Annotated in this window: 19 protein-coding genes and 1 pseudogene; 5 read left to right on the top strand and 15 right to left on the bottom strand. The window is 69.9% G+C overall.

What is annotated here, in order from left to right:
• Window positions 1-16 precede the first annotated feature (16 nt).
• The 4 genes from ASE35_RS15215 to aroE all read right to left on the bottom strand — a co-directional run bounded on the left by ASE35_RS15215 (window position 17) and on the right by aroE (window position 1,950).
• A complete protein-coding gene (locus ASE35_RS15215; RefSeq protein ID WP_235568711.1) occupies window positions 17-304 on the bottom strand; it encodes a YkgJ family cysteine cluster protein in 288 nt (95 codons plus the stop codon).
• A gap of 5 nt (window positions 305-309) precedes the next feature.
• A complete protein-coding gene (locus tag ASE35_RS15210) occupies window positions 310-654 on the bottom strand; it encodes a DUF952 domain-containing protein (protein WP_057164382.1) in 345 nt (114 codons plus the stop codon).
• Window positions 655-687: 33 nt separating this feature from the next.
• Window positions 688-1,035 (bottom strand): hypothetical protein, encoded by a 348-nt coding sequence (locus tag ASE35_RS15205; protein ID WP_056177753.1) that lies wholly within the window; start codon window positions 1,033-1,035, stop codon window positions 688-690.
• A gap of 69 nt (window positions 1,036-1,104) precedes the next feature.
• Window positions 1,105-1,950: a shikimate dehydrogenase gene (gene aroE / locus ASE35_RS15200; protein ID WP_057164381.1), complete on the bottom strand. Its 846-nt coding sequence runs from the start codon at window positions 1,948-1,950 to the stop codon at window positions 1,105-1,107.
• Between the two features lie 50 nt (window positions 1,951-2,000).
• On the opposite strand from aroE, the gene ASE35_RS15195 reads away from it, so the two are divergent.
• The 3 genes from ASE35_RS15195 (at window position 2,001) to ASE35_RS15185 (ending at window position 3,787) form a co-directional block, all read left to right on the top strand.
• On the top strand, window positions 2,001-2,906 hold the full coding sequence (locus ASE35_RS15195) for a PD40 domain-containing protein (RefSeq protein WP_057164380.1): 906 nt from the start codon (window positions 2,001-2,003) through the stop codon (window positions 2,904-2,906).
• Window positions 2,903-3,139, top strand: a complete 237-nt coding sequence (locus ASE35_RS15190) for a hypothetical protein (protein ID WP_235570083.1) — start codon at window positions 2,903-2,905, stop codon at window positions 3,137-3,139. Before ASE35_RS15195 ends, ASE35_RS15190 begins: the two co-directional genes overlap by 4 nt.
• 354 nt (window positions 3,140-3,493) lie before the next feature.
• On the top strand, window positions 3,494-3,787 hold the full coding sequence (locus tag ASE35_RS15185; protein WP_057164379.1) for a hypothetical protein: 294 nt from the start codon (window positions 3,494-3,496) through the stop codon (window positions 3,785-3,787).
• An 87-nt stretch (window positions 3,788-3,874) separates the two neighbouring features.
• Here ASE35_RS15185 and hemB read toward each other — a convergent pair whose 3' ends face one another.
• The 8 genes and pseudogenes from hemB to ASE35_RS15145 form a co-directional block, all read right to left on the bottom strand.
• Window positions 3,875-4,867: a porphobilinogen synthase gene (gene hemB, locus ASE35_RS15180; protein ID WP_057164378.1), complete on the bottom strand. Its 993-nt coding sequence runs from the start codon at window positions 4,865-4,867 to the stop codon at window positions 3,875-3,877.
• A gap of 441 nt (window positions 4,868-5,308) precedes the next feature.
• Window positions 5,309-6,148 (bottom strand): annotated as a pseudogene (locus ASE35_RS15175) (sulfate/molybdate ABC transporter ATP-binding protein); the annotation flags it as partial.
• Window positions 6,149-6,281: 133 nt separating this feature from the next.
• Entirely contained in the window at window positions 6,282-7,133 is an 852-nt protein-coding gene (gene cysW / locus ASE35_RS15170) for a sulfate ABC transporter permease subunit CysW (RefSeq protein ID WP_057164376.1), read from the bottom strand.
• The gene (cysT, locus tag ASE35_RS15165) at window positions 7,123-7,992 is read right to left on the bottom strand and encodes a sulfate ABC transporter permease subunit CysT (RefSeq protein ID WP_057164375.1); all 870 of its coding nucleotides are present in this window, start codon (window positions 7,990-7,992) and stop codon (window positions 7,123-7,125) included. The genes cysW and cysT overlap by 11 nt, the downstream gene beginning before the upstream one ends.
• 243 nt (window positions 7,993-8,235) lie before the next feature.
• Window positions 8,236-9,240, bottom strand: a complete 1,005-nt coding sequence (locus ASE35_RS15160) for a sulfate ABC transporter substrate-binding protein (protein ID WP_057164374.1) — start codon at window positions 9,238-9,240, stop codon at window positions 8,236-8,238.
• 56 nt (window positions 9,241-9,296) lie between these two features.
• Window positions 9,297-10,757, bottom strand: coding sequence for a porin (locus tag ASE35_RS15155; RefSeq protein WP_057164373.1), 1,461 nt, complete (start codon window positions 10,755-10,757; stop codon window positions 9,297-9,299).
• A 122-nt stretch (window positions 10,758-10,879) separates the two neighbouring features.
• Complete coding sequence (locus ASE35_RS15150; protein WP_056177772.1) at window positions 10,880-11,113, bottom strand: DUF2292 domain-containing protein; 234 nt, start codon at window positions 11,111-11,113, stop codon at window positions 10,880-10,882.
• Window positions 11,110-11,544 carry an Rrf2 family transcriptional regulator gene (locus ASE35_RS15145; protein ID WP_200957041.1) on the bottom strand — a complete coding sequence of 145 codons (435 nt, stop codon included), beginning with the start codon at window positions 11,542-11,544 and terminating at the stop codon, window positions 11,110-11,112. The genes ASE35_RS15150 and ASE35_RS15145 overlap by 4 nt, the downstream gene beginning before the upstream one ends.
• 115 nt (window positions 11,545-11,659) lie before the next feature.
• Here ASE35_RS15145 and ASE35_RS15140 point away from each other — a divergent pair, with 115 nt between their 5' ends.
• Entirely contained in the window at window positions 11,660-12,499 is an 840-nt protein-coding gene (locus ASE35_RS15140; RefSeq protein ID WP_056177776.1) for an ABC transporter permease, read from the top strand.
• Window positions 12,496-14,070, top strand: a complete 1,575-nt coding sequence (locus ASE35_RS15135; protein WP_057164371.1) for an ABC transporter ATP-binding protein — start codon at window positions 12,496-12,498, stop codon at window positions 14,068-14,070. Before ASE35_RS15140 ends, ASE35_RS15135 begins: the two co-directional genes overlap by 4 nt.
• Window positions 14,071-14,203: 133 nt before the next feature.
• Here the strand turns inward: ASE35_RS15135 and ASE35_RS15130 are convergent, their stop codons facing one another.
• From ASE35_RS15130 to ASE35_RS15120, 3 genes are all read right to left on the bottom strand, one after another.
• Complete coding sequence (locus ASE35_RS15130; protein ID WP_056177780.1) at window positions 14,204-14,452, bottom strand: hypothetical protein; 249 nt, start codon at window positions 14,450-14,452, stop codon at window positions 14,204-14,206.
• A 189-nt stretch (window positions 14,453-14,641) separates the two neighbouring features.
• Entirely contained in the window at window positions 14,642-15,661 is a 1,020-nt protein-coding gene (locus ASE35_RS15125; RefSeq protein ID WP_056177782.1) for a hypothetical protein, read from the bottom strand.
• Window positions 15,658-17,049: an NAD(P)/FAD-dependent oxidoreductase gene (locus ASE35_RS15120; protein ID WP_082611305.1), complete on the bottom strand. Its 1,392-nt coding sequence runs from the start codon at window positions 17,047-17,049 to the stop codon at window positions 15,658-15,660. The genes ASE35_RS15125 and ASE35_RS15120 overlap by 4 nt, the downstream gene beginning before the upstream one ends.
• Window positions 17,050-17,079 lie beyond the last annotated feature (30 nt).

The following is a 17,079-nucleotide window of genomic DNA, read 5'->3' as shown; positions in this document are numbered from 1 at the left end:
GGAGTTCGATCGCGACTTAGGTCGCTCCCACAGAAGGCGGCGCCGCCGCGTCGGGTTGGGTGGCGAGCTCCAGGGCCGACAGCAGCGCCATCGCTTCGCTGCGACTGGCGCCGCACATGTCGGCCGATGGCCGCAGCGAGGCGCAGAACGCGGGGCGTTCGGGCCGGCCGAACAAACGGCAGCGCAGCTGATCGTCCAACTGCACGCAGGGCATGCCGGCGGGCTTGCCGTGCGGCATGCCGGGAATGGGCGAGGCGATCGAGGGCGCGGTGCAGCAAGCCGCGCAGCCGCCGCGGCAGCTCAGCGCGCTCACTGCGGTGCCTGGAACGGTTCGGCCGTGCGCACCGCCGTCAGCGGGATCGGTCCGTAGACATGCGGATAGGCTTCGCCGCTGCGAGGGCTGAGGTCGTAGCGCAAGGCGTCGCCGAGTGCGACCGCATCGAGGTGCAAGAGGACCAAAGCGCCGCGTCCGCGCTGATGGCGTTGGATCACGCCCGCCAGTTGCGCGGCGGTAGCGCAGTGCAGGAAGCCTTCGCGTTGCAGGCCTGGGTTGCGGTACGCGCCGGTGTCCTGCGCGCGCGCCCAATCGGCCGGATCGGCGAAGTGATAGACGGTGTGCGGATGCGTCGCGTCGTGGTGGCTGGCGGTCGACATGGCTTCAATCGGATGCGGCGTGTTCGGCCGCGCTCAGGCCGCGCGCGCCGGCCGCCGCACCAGGATCGCGGCGATCAGCAGCCCCATCGCGATCGTGTGCAGCAGGGTCGCGAACGCACTGAACATGCCCATGCTCATCGCGATGGAAGCCGCCGAGGGATCGCCGTTCTGGCGCATCCACAACAGCCAGGCATGGCCGCCCAAGCCCAGCAGCGAGCCGAAGATGAACAAGCCGAAGCCCGCGCAGGCGTAGGTGCCGGCCGCGCCCAACGCGGGGCGACGCATCAGGCACAGCACCAGGCCGACCGCGCACACCAGCAGATGCGGCGTGGCGTACAGCACGGGGCCTAGCAGCATGGCGAACAGAGCACTGGAATCCATCGGCGTTCCCGTTGCGTGCCCGCACGTCGACACGGCCGCGCAACGCGGCCGCACGCCGTGCGCGGCGGATCAGTCGGCGGTGACCAGGGCGTCGTCGCGCTCGCGCAGGGCGGCGTACACGGGGTCGGTTTCCGGACGCACGCGGTGCCAGCGTTCGAAGCTCTCCGCCGCCTGTTCGACCAGCATGCCCAGGCCGTCGATGCGGTCGTGGGCGCCGGCCGCCTTGGCCCAGGCCAGGAATGGGATCGCGACTTCGCCGTAGCTCAGGTCCACCGCCGCGGTGCGCTGGGTGACCAGGCCCATCGGCAGCGACGGCAGCTGCGCGTCGCGCGCGGCCGAGGTCGCGTTGACGATCAGGTCGAAGGCGCCCAGCGCGACCGCGTCCTTGAAATAACGCGGATGCACGCGGCCGGGCTGGCCCAGCGCGTCGGCCAGGGCGTCGGCGCGCTCCGGGGTGCGGTTGACGATGTAGAGGTCGCCGATGCCGGCGTCGAGCAGGGCCGGCGCCACGCCGCGCGCGGCGCCGCCGGCGCCGATCAGCAGGGTGCGGCGTTCGCGCAGGTCCAGGCCGTGGCGCTCGGTGAGATCGCGCACCAGACCGACGCCATCGGTGTTGTCGCCTTCCCAGCCGGTGGCGCTGCGGATCAGCGTGTTGGCGGCGCCGGCGCGGCGCGCGCGTTCGCTCAAGTGGCTGCAGATGCCGGCCGCGCGGGTCTTATGCGGCAGGGTGATGTTGGCGCCCAGGCCGCCCTCGGCGGCGAACTCGGCCAGCAAGGCGTCGAACTGCTCCGGGGCGGCGTCGATGGCGACGTACTCCAGGGCGATCCCGAGCTGGCGTCCGAATGCGGCGTGGATCCGCGGCGACAGCGAGTGCGCCACCGGGTGGCCGATCACCGCAAAACGTGGAATGGACATGGGCAGCCTCGTTGGTGATGCTGATAGGGAATACTCAAGGGAGACGCACTATGCGGCGCGCCGCGGCCTGGTCTGGCCTCAGTCTACTCTCCGGCCTGCTGCTGGCCATGCCCGCATCGGGCTTTCTGTCGGAGTTCGGCATCGAGGGCATGGGCGTGGTGTCCACCCCGCACTCGGAGGTGCGCGCCAGCGTGAGTCCCGACGGGCAGCGCATCGTCTGGGGCAGCACCGACCGTCCCGGCGGCGCGGGCGGTTGGGATCTGTGGCAGGCCCGCCTGAAACAGGGGCGCTGGCAGGACCCCACGCCGCTATCCCTGAACACCGGCGCCAAGGAGTTCGACCCGGCCTTCAGCGGCGACGGCCGTTGGCTGTACTTCTTTTCCAACCGCCCCGGCGGCCGCGGCGGCGACGACCTGTACCGCGCGCCGGTGCTCGCCGACGGCGGCATCGGGCCCGCCGAACACCTGGGCGGGGGCGTGAACGGCCGCGGCGACGAGTGGGCGCCCACGCCCAGCCGCGACGGCCGCCACCTGCTGTTCGCCAGCGACAGTTTCGGCGGCGCCGGGCGCCACGATCTGTTCGTCGCGACCTGGAACGGCAAGGCCTACGTCGATCCCAAGCCGGTGGCGGGCGTGAACACCGCCGCCGACGAATTCGATGCGGCCTGGCTGGGCGACGGTCGCGCGATCGTGTTCGCGCGCTCGCAAGACGTGGAGCAACAGCCGATCCGGCTCTACCTGGCCCAGTGCGACGGCGCCAAGTACGCCGCCGCCACGCCGCTGGCGCTGTCGTTCAACGGCGAGGACGGCACCACCCTGGGCCCGGCGATCGACTGGAACAAGCCCGGCGAGCTGTTGGTCACCGGCAGCGCTAAATCGCCGAAGGCCGGCAAGCTGGACCTCTATCGCATGAAGGCGCCGGCGGCGACGGGGCAAGGCGGTTGCGTCGCGCCATGAGCGGTGAGAAGAAGATCGTGTTGCATTCCTTGAGCGGTTATCGGCCCGAACTGAACGTGATGGTCCAGGAATGGATCGACGAGGGCGTGGTCTACGTGGGCGTCGTGGGAGTGAGCGCCGCGCACCTGGAGGACTGGATCGACGAGTGCTGCGTCGAGCGCGAGTACTTCATGCTCACCGCTTCGCACGAAGGCGAAACGCTCGACGATGCGAATCCCTCGCATCCATGTTGACCGGCGAGTATGCGGGGCCGTTTCGACTGGTCGAGTTCTAGTCGTTGGAACTGCCAGCGATCACGGTTGGTATGGGCCTTTGGTGCGTTGCGGCGATGTGATTCACCGTCGATTCACCGCGCCCTGCGAAGCCATGCGGCGCAAGGGTGCTCGAGATCGATGCGCTGAATGTTATCGATAAGGGTTTGGCGGTGAATGCAAGAAAAGCCTGCTTTTCAGCGCTTTTCTCTTAATTATCGATAAATTCCGTCGGTCTGTTCCGAGTCGCCGGGCATCCGAAAGCCCGTGACAGCACGCAACGCGGCTTGCTTATCTGCGCGAGCTACATGACGTAGCGAAAAAAAGGAATTCACCATGCGTATGGATCGCAAAGCAAGCCTGCTGCTTTCTTCGTTGTTGTTGGTCGTTGCCTTGCCGCTCAATGCCACTCAGGTTGGCGGGCCTCGCCCGTCCTTGCCCCCGTTGCAGCCTCTGGAAGGCGTGTGGGAGGCCACCGTTCGATCCTGGCAATACAACTCGGTCACTGGGGGCTACATCGAAGTATTTACGCCCATCAGTGCGTCGACCAGAGAGGGCTGCGAAGCGCAGCTCAGTAATATCGATTCCAGCGCGACGATAGTGAAGTTCTGTACGTTCAGGGCCTACTGATGCAAGCGGCCGCGAGGCTCATCGAGCCTCGCGGCCGTCACCGTAGGATGCGGCCAGCGCAGCGAACCGCATCGCGGTCCGCGCCGGTTATTTCGCTTCGCGCAACCAGCGCGCGGCATCCAGCGCGAAGTAGGTGAGGATGCCGTCGGCGCCGGCGCGCTTGATCGAGGTCAGCGCTTCCAGCACGCAGCCGCGCTCGTCCAGCCAGCCGTTCTGGATCGCCGCGCGCAGCATCGCGTACTCGCCGCTGACCTGGTAGACGAAGGTGGGCGCGCCGAACTCGTCCTTGGCGCGGCGCACGATGTCCAGGTAGGGCATGCCCGGCTTGACCATGATCATGTCGGCGCCTTCGTCGAGGTCGAGCGCGATCTCGCGCATGGCTTCGTCGCTGTTGGCCGGGTCCATCTGGTAGGTGTACTTGTTGCCTTTGCCCAGCGCGCCCGCGCTGCCGACCGCGTCGCGGAACGGGCCGTAGAAGCTGGACGCGTACTTGGCGCTGTAGGCCATGATGCGGGTGTGGATGTGGCCGTCGAGCTCCAGCGCTTCGCGGATCCGGCCGATGCGGCCGTCCATCATGTCGCTGGGCGCGACCACGTCGGCGCCGGCGACCGCGTGCGACAGCGCCTGCTTGACCAGGGCCTCCACGGTCTCGTCGTTCATGACGTAACCGCTGTCGTCGATCAGCCCGTCCTGGCCGTGGGTGGTGTAAGGGTCCAGGGCGACGTCGGTGATCACGCCCAGTTCCGGGAAGCGCTGCTTGAGCGCGCGCACCGCGCGCTGGCACAGGCCGTCGTCGCGCCAGGCATCCTCGGCGGTCAGCGATTTGGCGTCCGGCGCGGTGACCGGGAACAGGGCCAGGGCCGGCACGCGCAGTTCGCTGGCCTGTTCGGCCACGCGCAGCAGCTCGTCGATCGACAGACGCTCGATGCCGGGCATCGAGGCGACCGCGGCGCGGCCCCGCAGTTCGTGCACGAACACCGGATAGATCAGGTCGTTCGCGGTGAGGACCGTCTCGCGCATCAGGCGGCGCGAGAACTCGTCGCGGCGCATCCGCCGCGGGCGTACGTAGGGATAGCTCATGGGCGCTAGTTTACTCCCGGCTGCGCGCGGGCCGGCTGCTGAGGGCACGGGTGGGACGTTTTGTCATAGGCGGCAAGGCGGCGCTGCCTTTAGCCCCTCTCCCTTCGGCGTGAGGGCCGGGGTATGGGTTGGGGTGAGCGTCCGGCGCGAGCATGTAGCTCCAACCTCATCCCGGACCCTCATCCGGCCCTAGGGCCACCTTCTCCCGGTGGGAGAAGGGAAAAGCCGCAGCACTACTTATGCCGAATACACCCGGTACCGCAGCGGCCGCACCCCGACCGTCCCGCCGATCGCCGGCACCACCGCATCCGGCGTCGCCACCAGGTCCAGTTCCAGCGCGCGCGCCTGCCCGTCCAGCTGCAGTTCCACGGTGATGCGGTCGGCCAGACGGTGCAGCGCCAGCACGCGTGCGGACAGCCCGTCGCCGGCGGCGGTCAGGGCCAGGTCGTGCGGACGCAGATACAGCTTGGCCGCGCCGTCGGCGATGCCGTCGGCCGGCAGGCGCAGGGCGTGGCCGTCGATCGCGAACTGGCCGCGCTCGACCCGGCCTTCCAGGGTGTTGGCGCGACCGATGAAATCGAACACGTAGGCCGACGCCGGCTCGCGGTAGATCTGCTCGGGCGTGCCGACCTGCTCGATGCGCCCGTCGCGCAGCACGACGACGCGGTCGGCCAGCTCCAGCGCTTCTTCCTGGTCGTGGGTGACGAACAGCGTGGTCTGCCCGGTCTGCTCGTGCAGGCGCCGCAGCCAGCGCCGCAGCTCGACCCGGACCTTGGCGTCGAGCGCGCCGAAGGGTTCGTCCAGCAGCAGCACGGTGGGATCGATCGCCAGCGCCCGCGCCAGGGCGACGCGTTGCTTCTGGCCGCCCGACAGCTGCTCGGGATAACGGCCGCCGAGTTCCGGCAACTGGATCAGGCTCAACAACTCCTGCACCCGGCGCGCGATCGTGGCCTTGTCCGGGCGCCGGCTGCGCGGGCGGCTGCGCAGGCCGAAGGCGATGTTCTCGGCCACGGTCATGTGCTTGAACAGCGCGTAATGCTGGAACACGAAGCCGACGTTGCGCTCGCGCAGGCTCAGCCGCGTCGCGTCCTCGTCGCCGAACAGCAGGCGGCCGCGGTCTGGGTGGAGCAGGCCGGCGATCACGCGCAGCAGAGTGGTCTTGCCCGAGCCCGACGGACCCAGCAAGGCGACCAGCTCGCCGGACGCGATATCCAGGTCGACCGCGTCCAACGCGGCGACGTTCGCGTACTGCTTGCTGATGCCTTGGATATGCAGGTCCATACCCTTGCCCTGAACCGTTCCGCGGCCATCATGACCCAAGGCCGGTGTCGAGGGTACGGCCTCGACCGGCAGGGCCGTGTCCAGGTCGGCCGAGCGCCACAGCGCGGGATCGTTCACTCTCGCAAGATTCATATCAATGCCGCCTGTGTGATTGCGCCAGGGCGTCGCCATGACGCGCTTCCAGCCAGAACTTGATCACCAGCGTGACCAGGGCCAGGCCGGCCAGCAGCGACGCGGCCGCGAAGGCCGCGGTGCTGTCGAATTCGTTGTAGAGGATCTCGATGTGCAGCGGCAGGGTGTTGGTCAGGCCGCGGATGTGGCCGGACACCACCGACACCGCGCCGAACTCGCCCATCGCGCGCGCACCGCACAGCAGCACGCCGTACAGCAGGCCCCATTTGATATTGGGCAGGGTCACGCGGCGGAACATGGTCCAGGCGCCGGCGCCCAGCGAGCGCGCGGCCAGCTCCTCGTCGGCGCCCTGCTGCTGCATCAGCGGGATCAGCTCGCGCACCACGAAGGGGAAGGTGATGAACAGCGTCGCCAGTACGATGCCGGGGCGCGCGAACAGGATCTTGATGTCGTACTGCGCCAGCAGCTCGGCGAACCAGCCGTGCGAGCCGAACAGCAGCACCAGGCACAGGCCCGCCACCACCGGCGAGACCGCGAACGGCAAGTCGATCAGGGCCAGCAGCACGCGCTTGCCGGTGAACTCGAAGCGGGTGACCGCCCAGGCCGTGAACACGCCGAACACCGCGTTGAGCGGAATCACGATCGCGGCGGTGAACAGGGTCAGCTTGAGCGCGGCGACCGCATCGGGTTCCTTGAGCGCGGCGAACCAGACGCCGACGCCCTTGGCGAAGGCCGCGCCCAACACCATCAGCAGCGGCATCACCACCAGCAGCGCCATCACCAGCACCGCCGACAGGATCAGCAGCCAGCGCAGCCATGCCGGTTCCTGCAGGTCGTCGCGCTCATGGGCCATGGCGGCGCTCCCGGCGTTCGTGCGCGAACAGCGACGGAATCGCGTTGATCGCCAGCAGGCAGATGAAGGACGCCGCCAGCAGCAGCGCGGCGATCGCGATCGCGCCGTTGTAGTCGTATTCCTCCAGGCGGATCGTGATCAGCAGCGGCGCGATCTCGGTCTTGTAGGGCAGGTTGCCGGCGATGAAGATCACCGAGCCGTATTCGCCCAGCCCGCGCGCGAACGCGAGCGAGAAACCGGTCAGCAGCGCCGGCAGCAGTTCGGGCAGGATCACCCGGCGCAGCGTGGTCAGGCGCGAGGCGCCCAGCGAGGCGGCGGCCTCTTCCTGTTCGCGCCCCAGCGCTTCCAGCACCGGCTGCACCGTGCGCACCGCGAACGGCAGGCCGATGAACACCAGCGCGATCACGATGCCGGCCGGCGCATAGGCGATCTTGAAGCCGGCCGGTTCCAGCCAGCGCCCGACCCAACCGTTGGAGGAATAGATCGCGGTCAGGGCGATACCGGCCACCGCGGTCGGCAGCGCGAACGGCAGATCGACCAGGGCGTCGAGCAGCCGCCGGCCCGGGAAGCGATAACGCACCAGCACCCAGGCGATCAGCGCGCCGGCGAACAAGGCCAGCACCGAGGCCGCGAACGCGGCGCCGAAACTGAGCTTGAGCGCGGCCTGCACGCGCGGGTCCTGCACCGCGCGCAGCCAGCCTTCCGCGCCCAGTCCGGCGGCGCGGATGGTCAGCGCCGCCAGCGGCAGCAGCACCACCAGGCTCAGCCAGGCCAGGCCCAGGCCGATGCTGAGGCCGAAGCCCGGCAAGGGGCGTCGCCAGCGCGAGGCGGTTAGGGGTGGGAGGGCGATGGTGCTCATGGGTGGCGTGTATTCGTCTGCTTCGGTATGCGTGTTTGCGTCTGCTCTTTCTTGCTCGTCATTCCCGCGAAAGCGGAGCCCGCTTTCGCGGGAATGACGGTGACGGAGATGCGATAGGTCGGATGCATTCGTCCGTATCGGGTTCGACTGGCTTCGCAACCATCGCGCCTCACTTCACCGCACCACTGGTCATCGATCCGCGCTGGGTCCAATAGCCCAGCGCGGCATGCCATCCACCAACCCTCACTTCGGCTGATAAATCCGATCGAAGAACCCGCCGTCGGCGAAATGCTCCGCCTGCGCCTTCTTCCAACCGCCGAAGGCACCGTCGATCGTCACCTGCTTGACCTGGGCGAACTGGCTCAGCTCGGCGGCCGGCACCTTGTCCGGCTCGGCTGGGCGGTAGTGGTGCTTGGCGGCCAGGCGCTGGCCCTGCGGCGTGTACAGGAAGCGCAGGTAAGCCTCGGCCTGCTTGCGCGTGCCGTGCTTGGCCACGTTCTTATCGACCCAGGCCACCGGCGGTTCGGCCTTGATGCTCAGGCTGGGCACGACGATTTCGTACTTGCCGCGATTGCCGGGCTCGTCCAGGGTCAGCAGGGCTTCGTTCTCCCAGGCCAGCAGCACGTCGCCGATGCCGCGCTCGACGAAGGTGGTGGTGGCGCCGCGTGCGCCGGTGTCCAGCACGGGCACGTTCTTGAACAGGCGGGTGAGGTAGTCGACGACCTTGCCGCCGTCGCGGTACTGCTGCGAGGCCCAGGCCCAGGCCGCCAGATAGTTCCAACGCGCGCCGCCGGAGGTCTTGGGGTTGGGCGTGATCACCGCCACGCCCGGCTTGACCAGGTCGCCCCAGTCGCGCACGCCCTTGGGGTTGCCCTTGCGCACCAGGAACACGATGGTCGAGGTGTAGGGCGAGCTCTGGTGCGGCAAACGCGACTGCCAGTTGGCCGGCAGCAGCTTGCCGTTGGTGGCGATGGCGTCGATGTCGGCGGCTAGCGCCAGGGTGACCACGTCGGCTTCCAGGCCGTCGATCACCGAGCGCGCCTGCTTGCCCGAACCGCCGTGCGAAGCGCGGATCTTCAGGGTCTCGCCGGTGTCTTGTTTCCACTGCGCGGCGAAGGCGGTGTTGACCTCGGCGTAGAACTCGCGCGTCGGGTCGTAGGAGACGTTGAGCAGTTCCACGTCCTTGGCCACGGCCGAGCCGGTGACCAGGGACAGGGCGACGACGAGGGAGGAGAGTAGGGTTTTCATGTGGGGGTCTCTTTGCGTCGTGACGGGCGCGGTCTAAGCGCCGGTGAGGAGCATGCTCAGAAGGAGAATTGCGCCCGCGTGAAGAAAGCCTTTTCGTCTTCGCGATCGGCGCCGGCCGGCGCGCCGCCCTCGAAGTCGGTCTGGGTGTAGTTGGCGACCAGCTTGAAGTTGCTGGTCAGATACCAGTTCAGGCCCAGGCCCCAGCTGTTGGCCTCGGACGCGACCGCGGCCGGATCGGCGTAGCGCGGGAAGGCGTCGTCGTCGATATCGAGGCGGCCGTAACGCGCGACCAGTTCGAACGCGCCCCAACCGGCGCCGCCGGGCGTGAACGGCTGACTGGGCTTGACCACGCCCTTGTAGCTGGCGTCCTCGCCGGTGAGCACCCAGCCGGCGGTGAGCTGCCAAGCCTCGTGATCGAGCGCGGCGCGCGCGCCGCTGGCCGGCAGCAGCAGTTCCTGGCGCGAGCGGATGTATTCGCCGAGCAGGCCCAGGCGGTTGCGGTAGTAGTAGGCCTGCGGCGACCAGCGCGTGTGTTCGCCGTCGGCAACCACGGTGCTGCGGTAGTTGAAGAACTGCGCCTGTCCGGGCGTGCGGTAGCGCGGCAGGAAGTTGTTGCCGGTGCCGCGCTTGTCGCCCTGGCTGGCGCCGACGCCGAAACCCAGGCCCGACAGCGCAGTGCCGCTGTTCTTCCACGGCTCCACGAACACGCGGCCGATCAGCTCGAATTCGTTGTCGGGATTGGTGGTGGCGCCGTCGCGGCCGTCGGGCGCGCCGTTGAAGGCGCCCACCGCATAGCTGAGCGCGCCGTCGGCGAATTCGCCTTGCAGCTGCACGCCCAGGTCGCGCACCGGCGCCAGTTCGCTGGCGAAACCGCCTTCGACCATCGCGCCGGCGCTGCTGGACTGCAGGCGCTCCAGGCCCAGCGGCACCTTGTAGCGGCCCACGCGCACGGTCGCGCGCGGGCTGAAGCGCACGTCGACATAGGCGTCGTTGACGGTGGCGCTGTCGCCGGCCAGCTGGGCGCCGAGGCGGAACGCGAACAGCGAACCCCAGGTGCCTTCGATGGTGGGTTCGACGCGGCGGAACAGGAAGGTGTCGTTCTGCGGCGCGCGCTGGTCGTCGATGAAGAAACGGCCGTCGGCCTGGATCAGGCCGCGGAACTTGATTTCGAGATCGCCGGGCGGTGCCGATTTCACCGACAGGCCCTTGGCCGCGCTCAGCGTCACCACGGGCGTGGAGGCCACGCGCGCGCTTTCGGCTTCGGCCTGCAGTTCCAGCTTGCGTTCGATCACGCGCAGGCGCTGGTCGAGGTCGGCCGGATCGACCGCGGCGGTGCCGGCGTCGGCGGGCGCGGTGCCCAGGCGTTGTTCGATCGCCTGCAGACGGCGCGCCAGGTCTTCGACGCTGACGCCGGAGGACTGCGCCTGCGCGGGCAGGGCCAGCGCGCAGGCCAGCGCGCCCAGCAGGCGGGCGGAGGAGGCGGTCGCGGTGCCAGGTCGCCGATGTCGATGGGGCATGGCGGGTTCCTTGGTAAAGAGTAGGTGGGAGAGAGAGTAGGGCGTGCGCGGCGTAAGGCCTCAGTCCGTCGAAGCCGGGAGCGGGCGTCGACAGCGGCAAGCGGGCCGGCGTGGCGACGCGCTCACAGCGGCCGGCTCCGCGGCTCTTCCACCCGCACGCGCTCGCTGCGCGTGATCTGCACGATCCGCGAGCCGTGCACCACCACTTCCACCTGACCGTAACCGATCTCGCGCAGCGCGGTCAGCACCGCGAATTCGCTGTCGCTGAGGTTGACGATGTTGACCGCGGGTTCGAACTCGCCCACGGGCGTATCGCCCGCGGCCTGTCCGCGCGATTTGCGCCGGGCCGCGTTCATGCCGTGTCTCCCGCCAGCAACGCGGCGCCTTGGCCGCGCGCGAGCTCGCCCAGGCTGCAGCCGTCCAGCACCCGCGACAGCGCATCGCGCGCCTCGCGCATCAGCGCGCGCAGTTCGCACTGCGCCGGGTCCGGGCAATCGGCGCAGGCGCGGTAGGCGCTGACGCTGGCGCAGCGCACCGGCGCCAGCGGCCCGTCGATGGCGCGGATCAGATCGCCGACCCGGATCTGCTCGGCCGGACGCGCGAGCGCGTGCCCGCCCTTCTGGCCGCGGCGGCTGTGGATGAAGCCGGCCTCGCGCAGGTCGACCAGGATCGATTCCAGGAATTTTTCCGGCGTGCGGCTGTGTTCGGCGATCGCCCGGGCTTGCAGCCGGCCGTCGTCGGCGCGCGCCAGCGCGCACATCGCGCGCAGTGCGTATTTCGCCTTCATCGTCAGCATTTCCTATTCGCCATGTAGGGAATAAGGCCGCAAAGGTCGCCACGACGGAAAAGGCGATGCGTCATCTGCATATGCCCAGGTGGCATGTGCCCGTTAGGATGCGCGCATGCGATCCCTGCGACCCCTCCCGCCCGTGGCCCGCGCCTGCCTGATCGCGCTGGCCGCGTTGGCCGCGCTGTGCTGGCTGGGCCCGTGGCTGAGCGCCTACGACCCGCATACGCCCGATTGGGAGGCCCTGTCGGTCGCGCCCGGCACGGCCGGGCACTGGTTCGGCACCGACGCGATCGGCCGCGACGTGTACGCGCGCACCCTGGCAGGCGGGCGTCTGTCGTTGACCATCGGCCTGCTCGCCAGCGTGGTCGCGCTGGCGATCGGCCTGGGCTACGGCGCCATCGCCGGGCTCGCCGGCGGCCGCGTCGAACGCGCGCTGCTGCGCGTGCTGGACGTGTTCTCGGCGCTGCCGTTCCTGTTGGTGGTGATCCTGCTGCTGACCCTGTTCGAGCGCTCGCTGGGCCTGTTGCTGGCGGCGATCGGCGGCTATGTCTGGATCGACCTGGCGCGGGTGATGCGCGCGGAGGCCGCGCGCCTGCGCGAGGCGCCGTTCGTGCTGGCCGCCCAGGCCGCCGGCGCCGCGTTCGGCCAGCGCTTGCGCTGGCACGTGCTGCCCAACCTGCTGCCGCTGGCCTTTGTGTATCTGGGCCTGATCCTGCCGCAGGCGATCCTGGTCGAGAGCTTCCTCGGTTTTCTCGGTCTGTCGGTGGACGAGCCCTCGGCCAGTTGGGGCACCTTGCTGTCGGAAGGCGTGCAGGAACTCGACAGCGCGCCCTGGACCCTGCTGTTTCCGGCCGGCTTCCTGGTCGCGACCCTGGCCACCTTCCAGTTCCTCGGCGACGGCCTGCGCGATTGGCTGGACGTGCGCGGCGAACACGAGTCCGCGGCCGCATGAGCGCGACCCTGGCGCTGCACGGGTTGGTCGTGGACGCGGGCGCGCGTCGCTTGCTGGGGCCCTTGGACCTGGAACTGCAGGCCGGGCAGTGCCTGGGCGTGGTCGGCGAAAGCGGCAGCGGCAAAAGTCTGAGCGCCTTGTCCCTGCTCGGCCTGCTGCCGCCGGGCCTGCGCGCCGAGGGCCGGCTGAGCGTGGACGGCGAGACGGTCGCGCTGGGTTCGCGCGCGCATGCGGCGCTGCGCGGGCGCGTGTTGGGCTGGGTGCCGCAGGATCCGTTGGCGGCGCTGCATCCGCTGCGCAGCGTCGGCAGCCAGCTGCTGGAAACGCTGCGACGGGTGCGCGGCCTGGCGCGCGACGCCGCCCAGGATGAGGCGCGCGCCTTGCTGGCGCGCGTGCAACTGCCCGATCCGGACGCGGCCTTGCGCCGCTATCCGCACCAGTTCTCCGGCGGCCAGCGCCAACGCATCGCGATCGCGCTGGCGTTGGCGACGCGGCCGCGGCTGTTGATCGCCGACGAACCGACCTCGGCCCTGGATGCGCGCATCGCGCGCGAGATCCTCGACCTGCTCGACGCGCTGCGGCGCGAGGACGGTCTGGCCTTGCTACTGATCAGCCACGATCTGCCGCTGGTGGGCGCCTACGCGCAGCGCCTGGTGGTGCTGCAACGCGGGCAGGCGATGGAACGCGGCGATACCGCCACGGTGTTCGCCTCGCCGCAACACGCCTACACGCGCGAGCTGCTGGCTGCCGATGCGATCGCGCCCGCACCGGCCGACCCCTTGGCCGCGGATGCGCCGGTGCTGCTGCGCGGCGAGGGCCTGGGCATGCGGTATCCGCGCGCACCGCGCCCCGCCTTGGACGAGGTGTCGATCGAGCTGCGTCGCGGCGAGGGCCTGGCCCTGGTCGGCGAAAGCGGCAGCGGCAAGAGCTCGCTGGGTCGCGTCTTGTTGCGGCTCTTGCGCGGCGCGCAGGGCCGCGTGCTGCTGGACGGCATCGATCTGAGCGCCGCGTCGCCGCGCGCCTTGCGCCAGCTGCGCGCACGCACCGGCGTGGTGTTCCAGGACCCCTATGCCTCGCTGGACCCGCGCATGCGCGTGGCCGAGATCGTGGCCGAACCCTTGCGCATCCACGCGCGCGGCGATGCCACCGCGCGCCGCGTGCGCGCGGGCGAGCTGCTGCGGTCAGTGGGCCTGGACGCGTCCATGCTGGACCGCTACCCGCACCAGTTCTCCGGCGGCCAGCGCCAGCGCATCGCGATCGCGCGCGCGCTGGCGACCGATCCCGACCTGCTGGTCTGCGACGAGGCGGTATCGGCGCTGGACGCGCACCACCGCGGCGCGATCCTGGCCCTGTTGGCGCAGCTCAAACGCGAACGCGGCCTGGCCCTGCTGTTCGTCACCCACGACCTGGCCGCGGCGGCCGCGGTGTGCGAGCGCATCGCAGTGCTGGAGGCCGGACGCATCGTCGAGACCGGCGCGACCGCCGAGGTGTTGCGCGCGCCCAAGCATGCGCATACACAGGCGCTGCTGGCGGCGCGGCCGAAGACGGCTGTGGGGGTAGGAGCGGCGTAAGCCGCGACCGCGCTCCTTCGGCTACGACGTGGACGCGGCTTACGCCGCTCCTACTCCAAAGCTGAAGCCGTCGCGGCATCACACAGGGCGGCTGCGAAACCACCCTGTGCGGATCACGGTGCTACGTGCGAACTCAGATGATGCCGCCGCCCATCGACAGGCGGATCACGCCGACCACGATCACGATGGCGTTGAGCACCAGGCCGGTCTTGGCGCGGCCGCGGTTCTGCTCGCGCGTGAACAGGATGCCGATCGCGGCGATGATGGCGCCGACCGCCGCGAACGGGATCAGCAGCCAATTGCCCCAGCCCAGCAGCGGAATCAGGGCGATCACCATCCAGATCATCGCGAGGATGCCCCAAATCAGGCTGATCAATCCCATCGTGCGTTCTCCCATGCGGGCGCGGATGCGCTCGCGACCATGATGCTGCCGAATCGCGGCGATTCAAGGGCTGGAGGGGGTGTCTTTCGGCACCCCTGGCGGGTGTGGGCGGCGACACGGGTGGCGTGAGGGCACGCTGGGGCGGTTCGCCGTTGGCTCACCGCACCCTACGCTTCGCGCCGGCGACGCTCAGAGGTCGTGGACGCCGTCGATTTCCACGCGCAGTTCGCGCCGGCAGACCGCCGCCTGCAGCACGATGCGCTGGATGCCGGGCAGGCGCGCGTCCATCGCCGCCATCACCGCCGGCACTTCCTCGCGGTCGCGCACGTAGACCTTCAGGCGCGCGCCGGCGCCGAAGCGCGCCGGCAGCGACGGCCGTTGCGCGCGCGCGGCGGCGATCAGGCTGTCGAAGTTGGCCAGGGTCTCGTCGAGCTGGGTGTCGACTGAGTCGATGTGGCGCGACTCGTGGCCGACGATGGCCGCGGTGCCCGACAGCAGCAGCGGCATCGCGCTGCCCAGCGGCGGCAGCATCGCGCGCGCGAAGCTGGGCGGCTGCGGACCGTATTGGCGTGGGTAGCGGTAGGCGCTGATCTGGCGCGGGTTCTCCAGCGGCGTGCCGGGCGTGCGCGAGGCCAGCCAGTACACCAGCAGGCGGCGGCTTGCGCCGGCCTCGCTGACCTTGCCGATCGCGGTCGCGGCCGGCAGCTGGCCCGGTTCGAAATCGCCCAGGCCGGCGGCGCGGCCGACGCAGAACACGCGGTAGCGCTCGGCGTCGCCCTGGCCGACGGTGATGCCGTCGAGGTAGTTCCAGATCCGCAACAGGTGCGGGTAGCCGCGCGCGCGGGTGAATTCGACCATGCGCGCGTAGATGGTCTCGGCGACCGCGGCGATGCCGTCGTTGACGTGCAGGCCCGGCGGTTCGTCCAGTTCCAGCGCGCCGAACTGCAGCGCGCCGTCCTCCGACCAGGCCAGGTCGCCGTCGCGGCCGCAGGCCACCGGCGCCGAACCGCGCCAGACTTCCAGCTTGGCCTCGCCGTAAGGCTCCAGCGCCACGCGCAGATAGCGCGGGTCGTCGTGATGCGGGGCGTTCGCGCCGAAGCCGAACACCGCCAGCACGTCGTCGCCGGCCAGCGCCTGCGCGGGCGTGGCGTCGGTGTAGTCGACGCTGTAGCGCGGCGTGGCGGCCACCAGGGTCGCGGCCGCGCTCACGGGTTGCCCTGCTGCAGCGTGTCGCCGCGGAAATCGACGCCGACCTGGCGCTTGCGCCGCAACCAGCCGCGCAGCGCCTGCGGCGCCATGCGGATCGCGGTCATCGCATAGATGAAGCGGAACATGCGCAGGCGGCGCAGCACCGCCGGGTTGTCGAACACGTCGCCGGCCAGCATCGAGATCACCGCCTGTTCGACCTGCCAGTAGTTGCGCGGCGCGCTGAACAGCGCGCGCATCACCGGCGTGGTGAAGCGGTAGATGAACCACTGGAAGTGCTTGAGGCCGCGCTTGAGGCGCTTGACCATCGCGCGCTGCAGCTCGGCCTCGCGCGCGGGATCGCGCAGCGCGCCGTCGACCACCTCGGCCGCCTGCTCGCCGCTGTTCATGCCCAGGTAGACGCCGGAGGAGAACACCGGATCGACGAAGGCGTAGGCGTCGCCGACCATGACCCAGCCCGGCCCGGTCATCCGGGTGCAGGTGTAGGAGTAGTTGCCGGTGACGTGGACCGCGCCGACGCGCTGGGCGCCCTGCATGCGCGCCCACACCTGAGGCTCGGACTCCAGGGTCTTCATCAGGAACGCCTCGGTCTCGCCGCGGCGCTGCTTGAGGTATTCGGGGAAGCACACCGCGCCGACGCTCATCACGTCCTTCTGCAGCGGAATCAGCCACATCCAGCCGTGCGAGAAACGCTGCACGGTGATGTTGCCGGCGTCCTCGCCGTCGCGGCGTTCGACGCCGGTGAAGTGGCTGAAGATCGCCGCCGACTGGTGCAGCGGGTTTTTCTTCTTGAGCTTGAGTTGGCTGCCGAAGAACGCGTCGCGGCCGCTGCCGTCGACCACGTAGCGCGGCCGCACGGTCAGGGCGGCGCCGTCGGCGTCGCGCGCGTGCACCAGCGACGGACGCCCGTCGGCGCCGAACTCCACCTTCTCGACCTTGACCCGCTCGCGCGCGTCCACGCCGTTGGCCTGGGCGTTGCGGAACAGCAGCTGGTCGAATTCCTCGCGCTTGACCTGGTAGGCGTAGCCGAACTTGGGATCCAGCGCGCGCTCGAAGCGGAAGGTGTTGTAGTTGCGCTCGTCGATCGGGAACTCGGCGCCCGGCTTGTGGGTGCCGATGGCCTTGACCTGCTCGAGCACGCCCAGGCGCTCGAGGATGGGCAGGTTCATCGGCAGCAGCGATTCGCCGATGTGGAAGCGCGGGTGCGCGTCCTTCTCCAGCAGCAGCACCTTCCAGCCCTTGCGCGCGAGCAGGGTCGCGGCGGTGGTGCCGGCGGGGCCGCCGCCGATGACCAGGACGTCGGGGCTGAGTTCCGAGGTGGAGGCGGGGCTGTTCAGGTTTGCGTCCGGCGGGGCGTCGGCGGGGCCGGGCGCGGGGATGGTTGAGCTCATCGGAGAATGATAGCTCGCCGTTCGTGATCG

The organism is Lysobacter sp. Root916, from assembly GCF_001429785.1.
Lineage (GTDB): Bacteria > Pseudomonadota > Gammaproteobacteria > Xanthomonadales > Xanthomonadaceae > Lysobacter.
The sequence above is the reverse complement of the archived record's forward strand: the minus strand, read 5'-3'. Positions and strand labels throughout refer to the sequence as shown.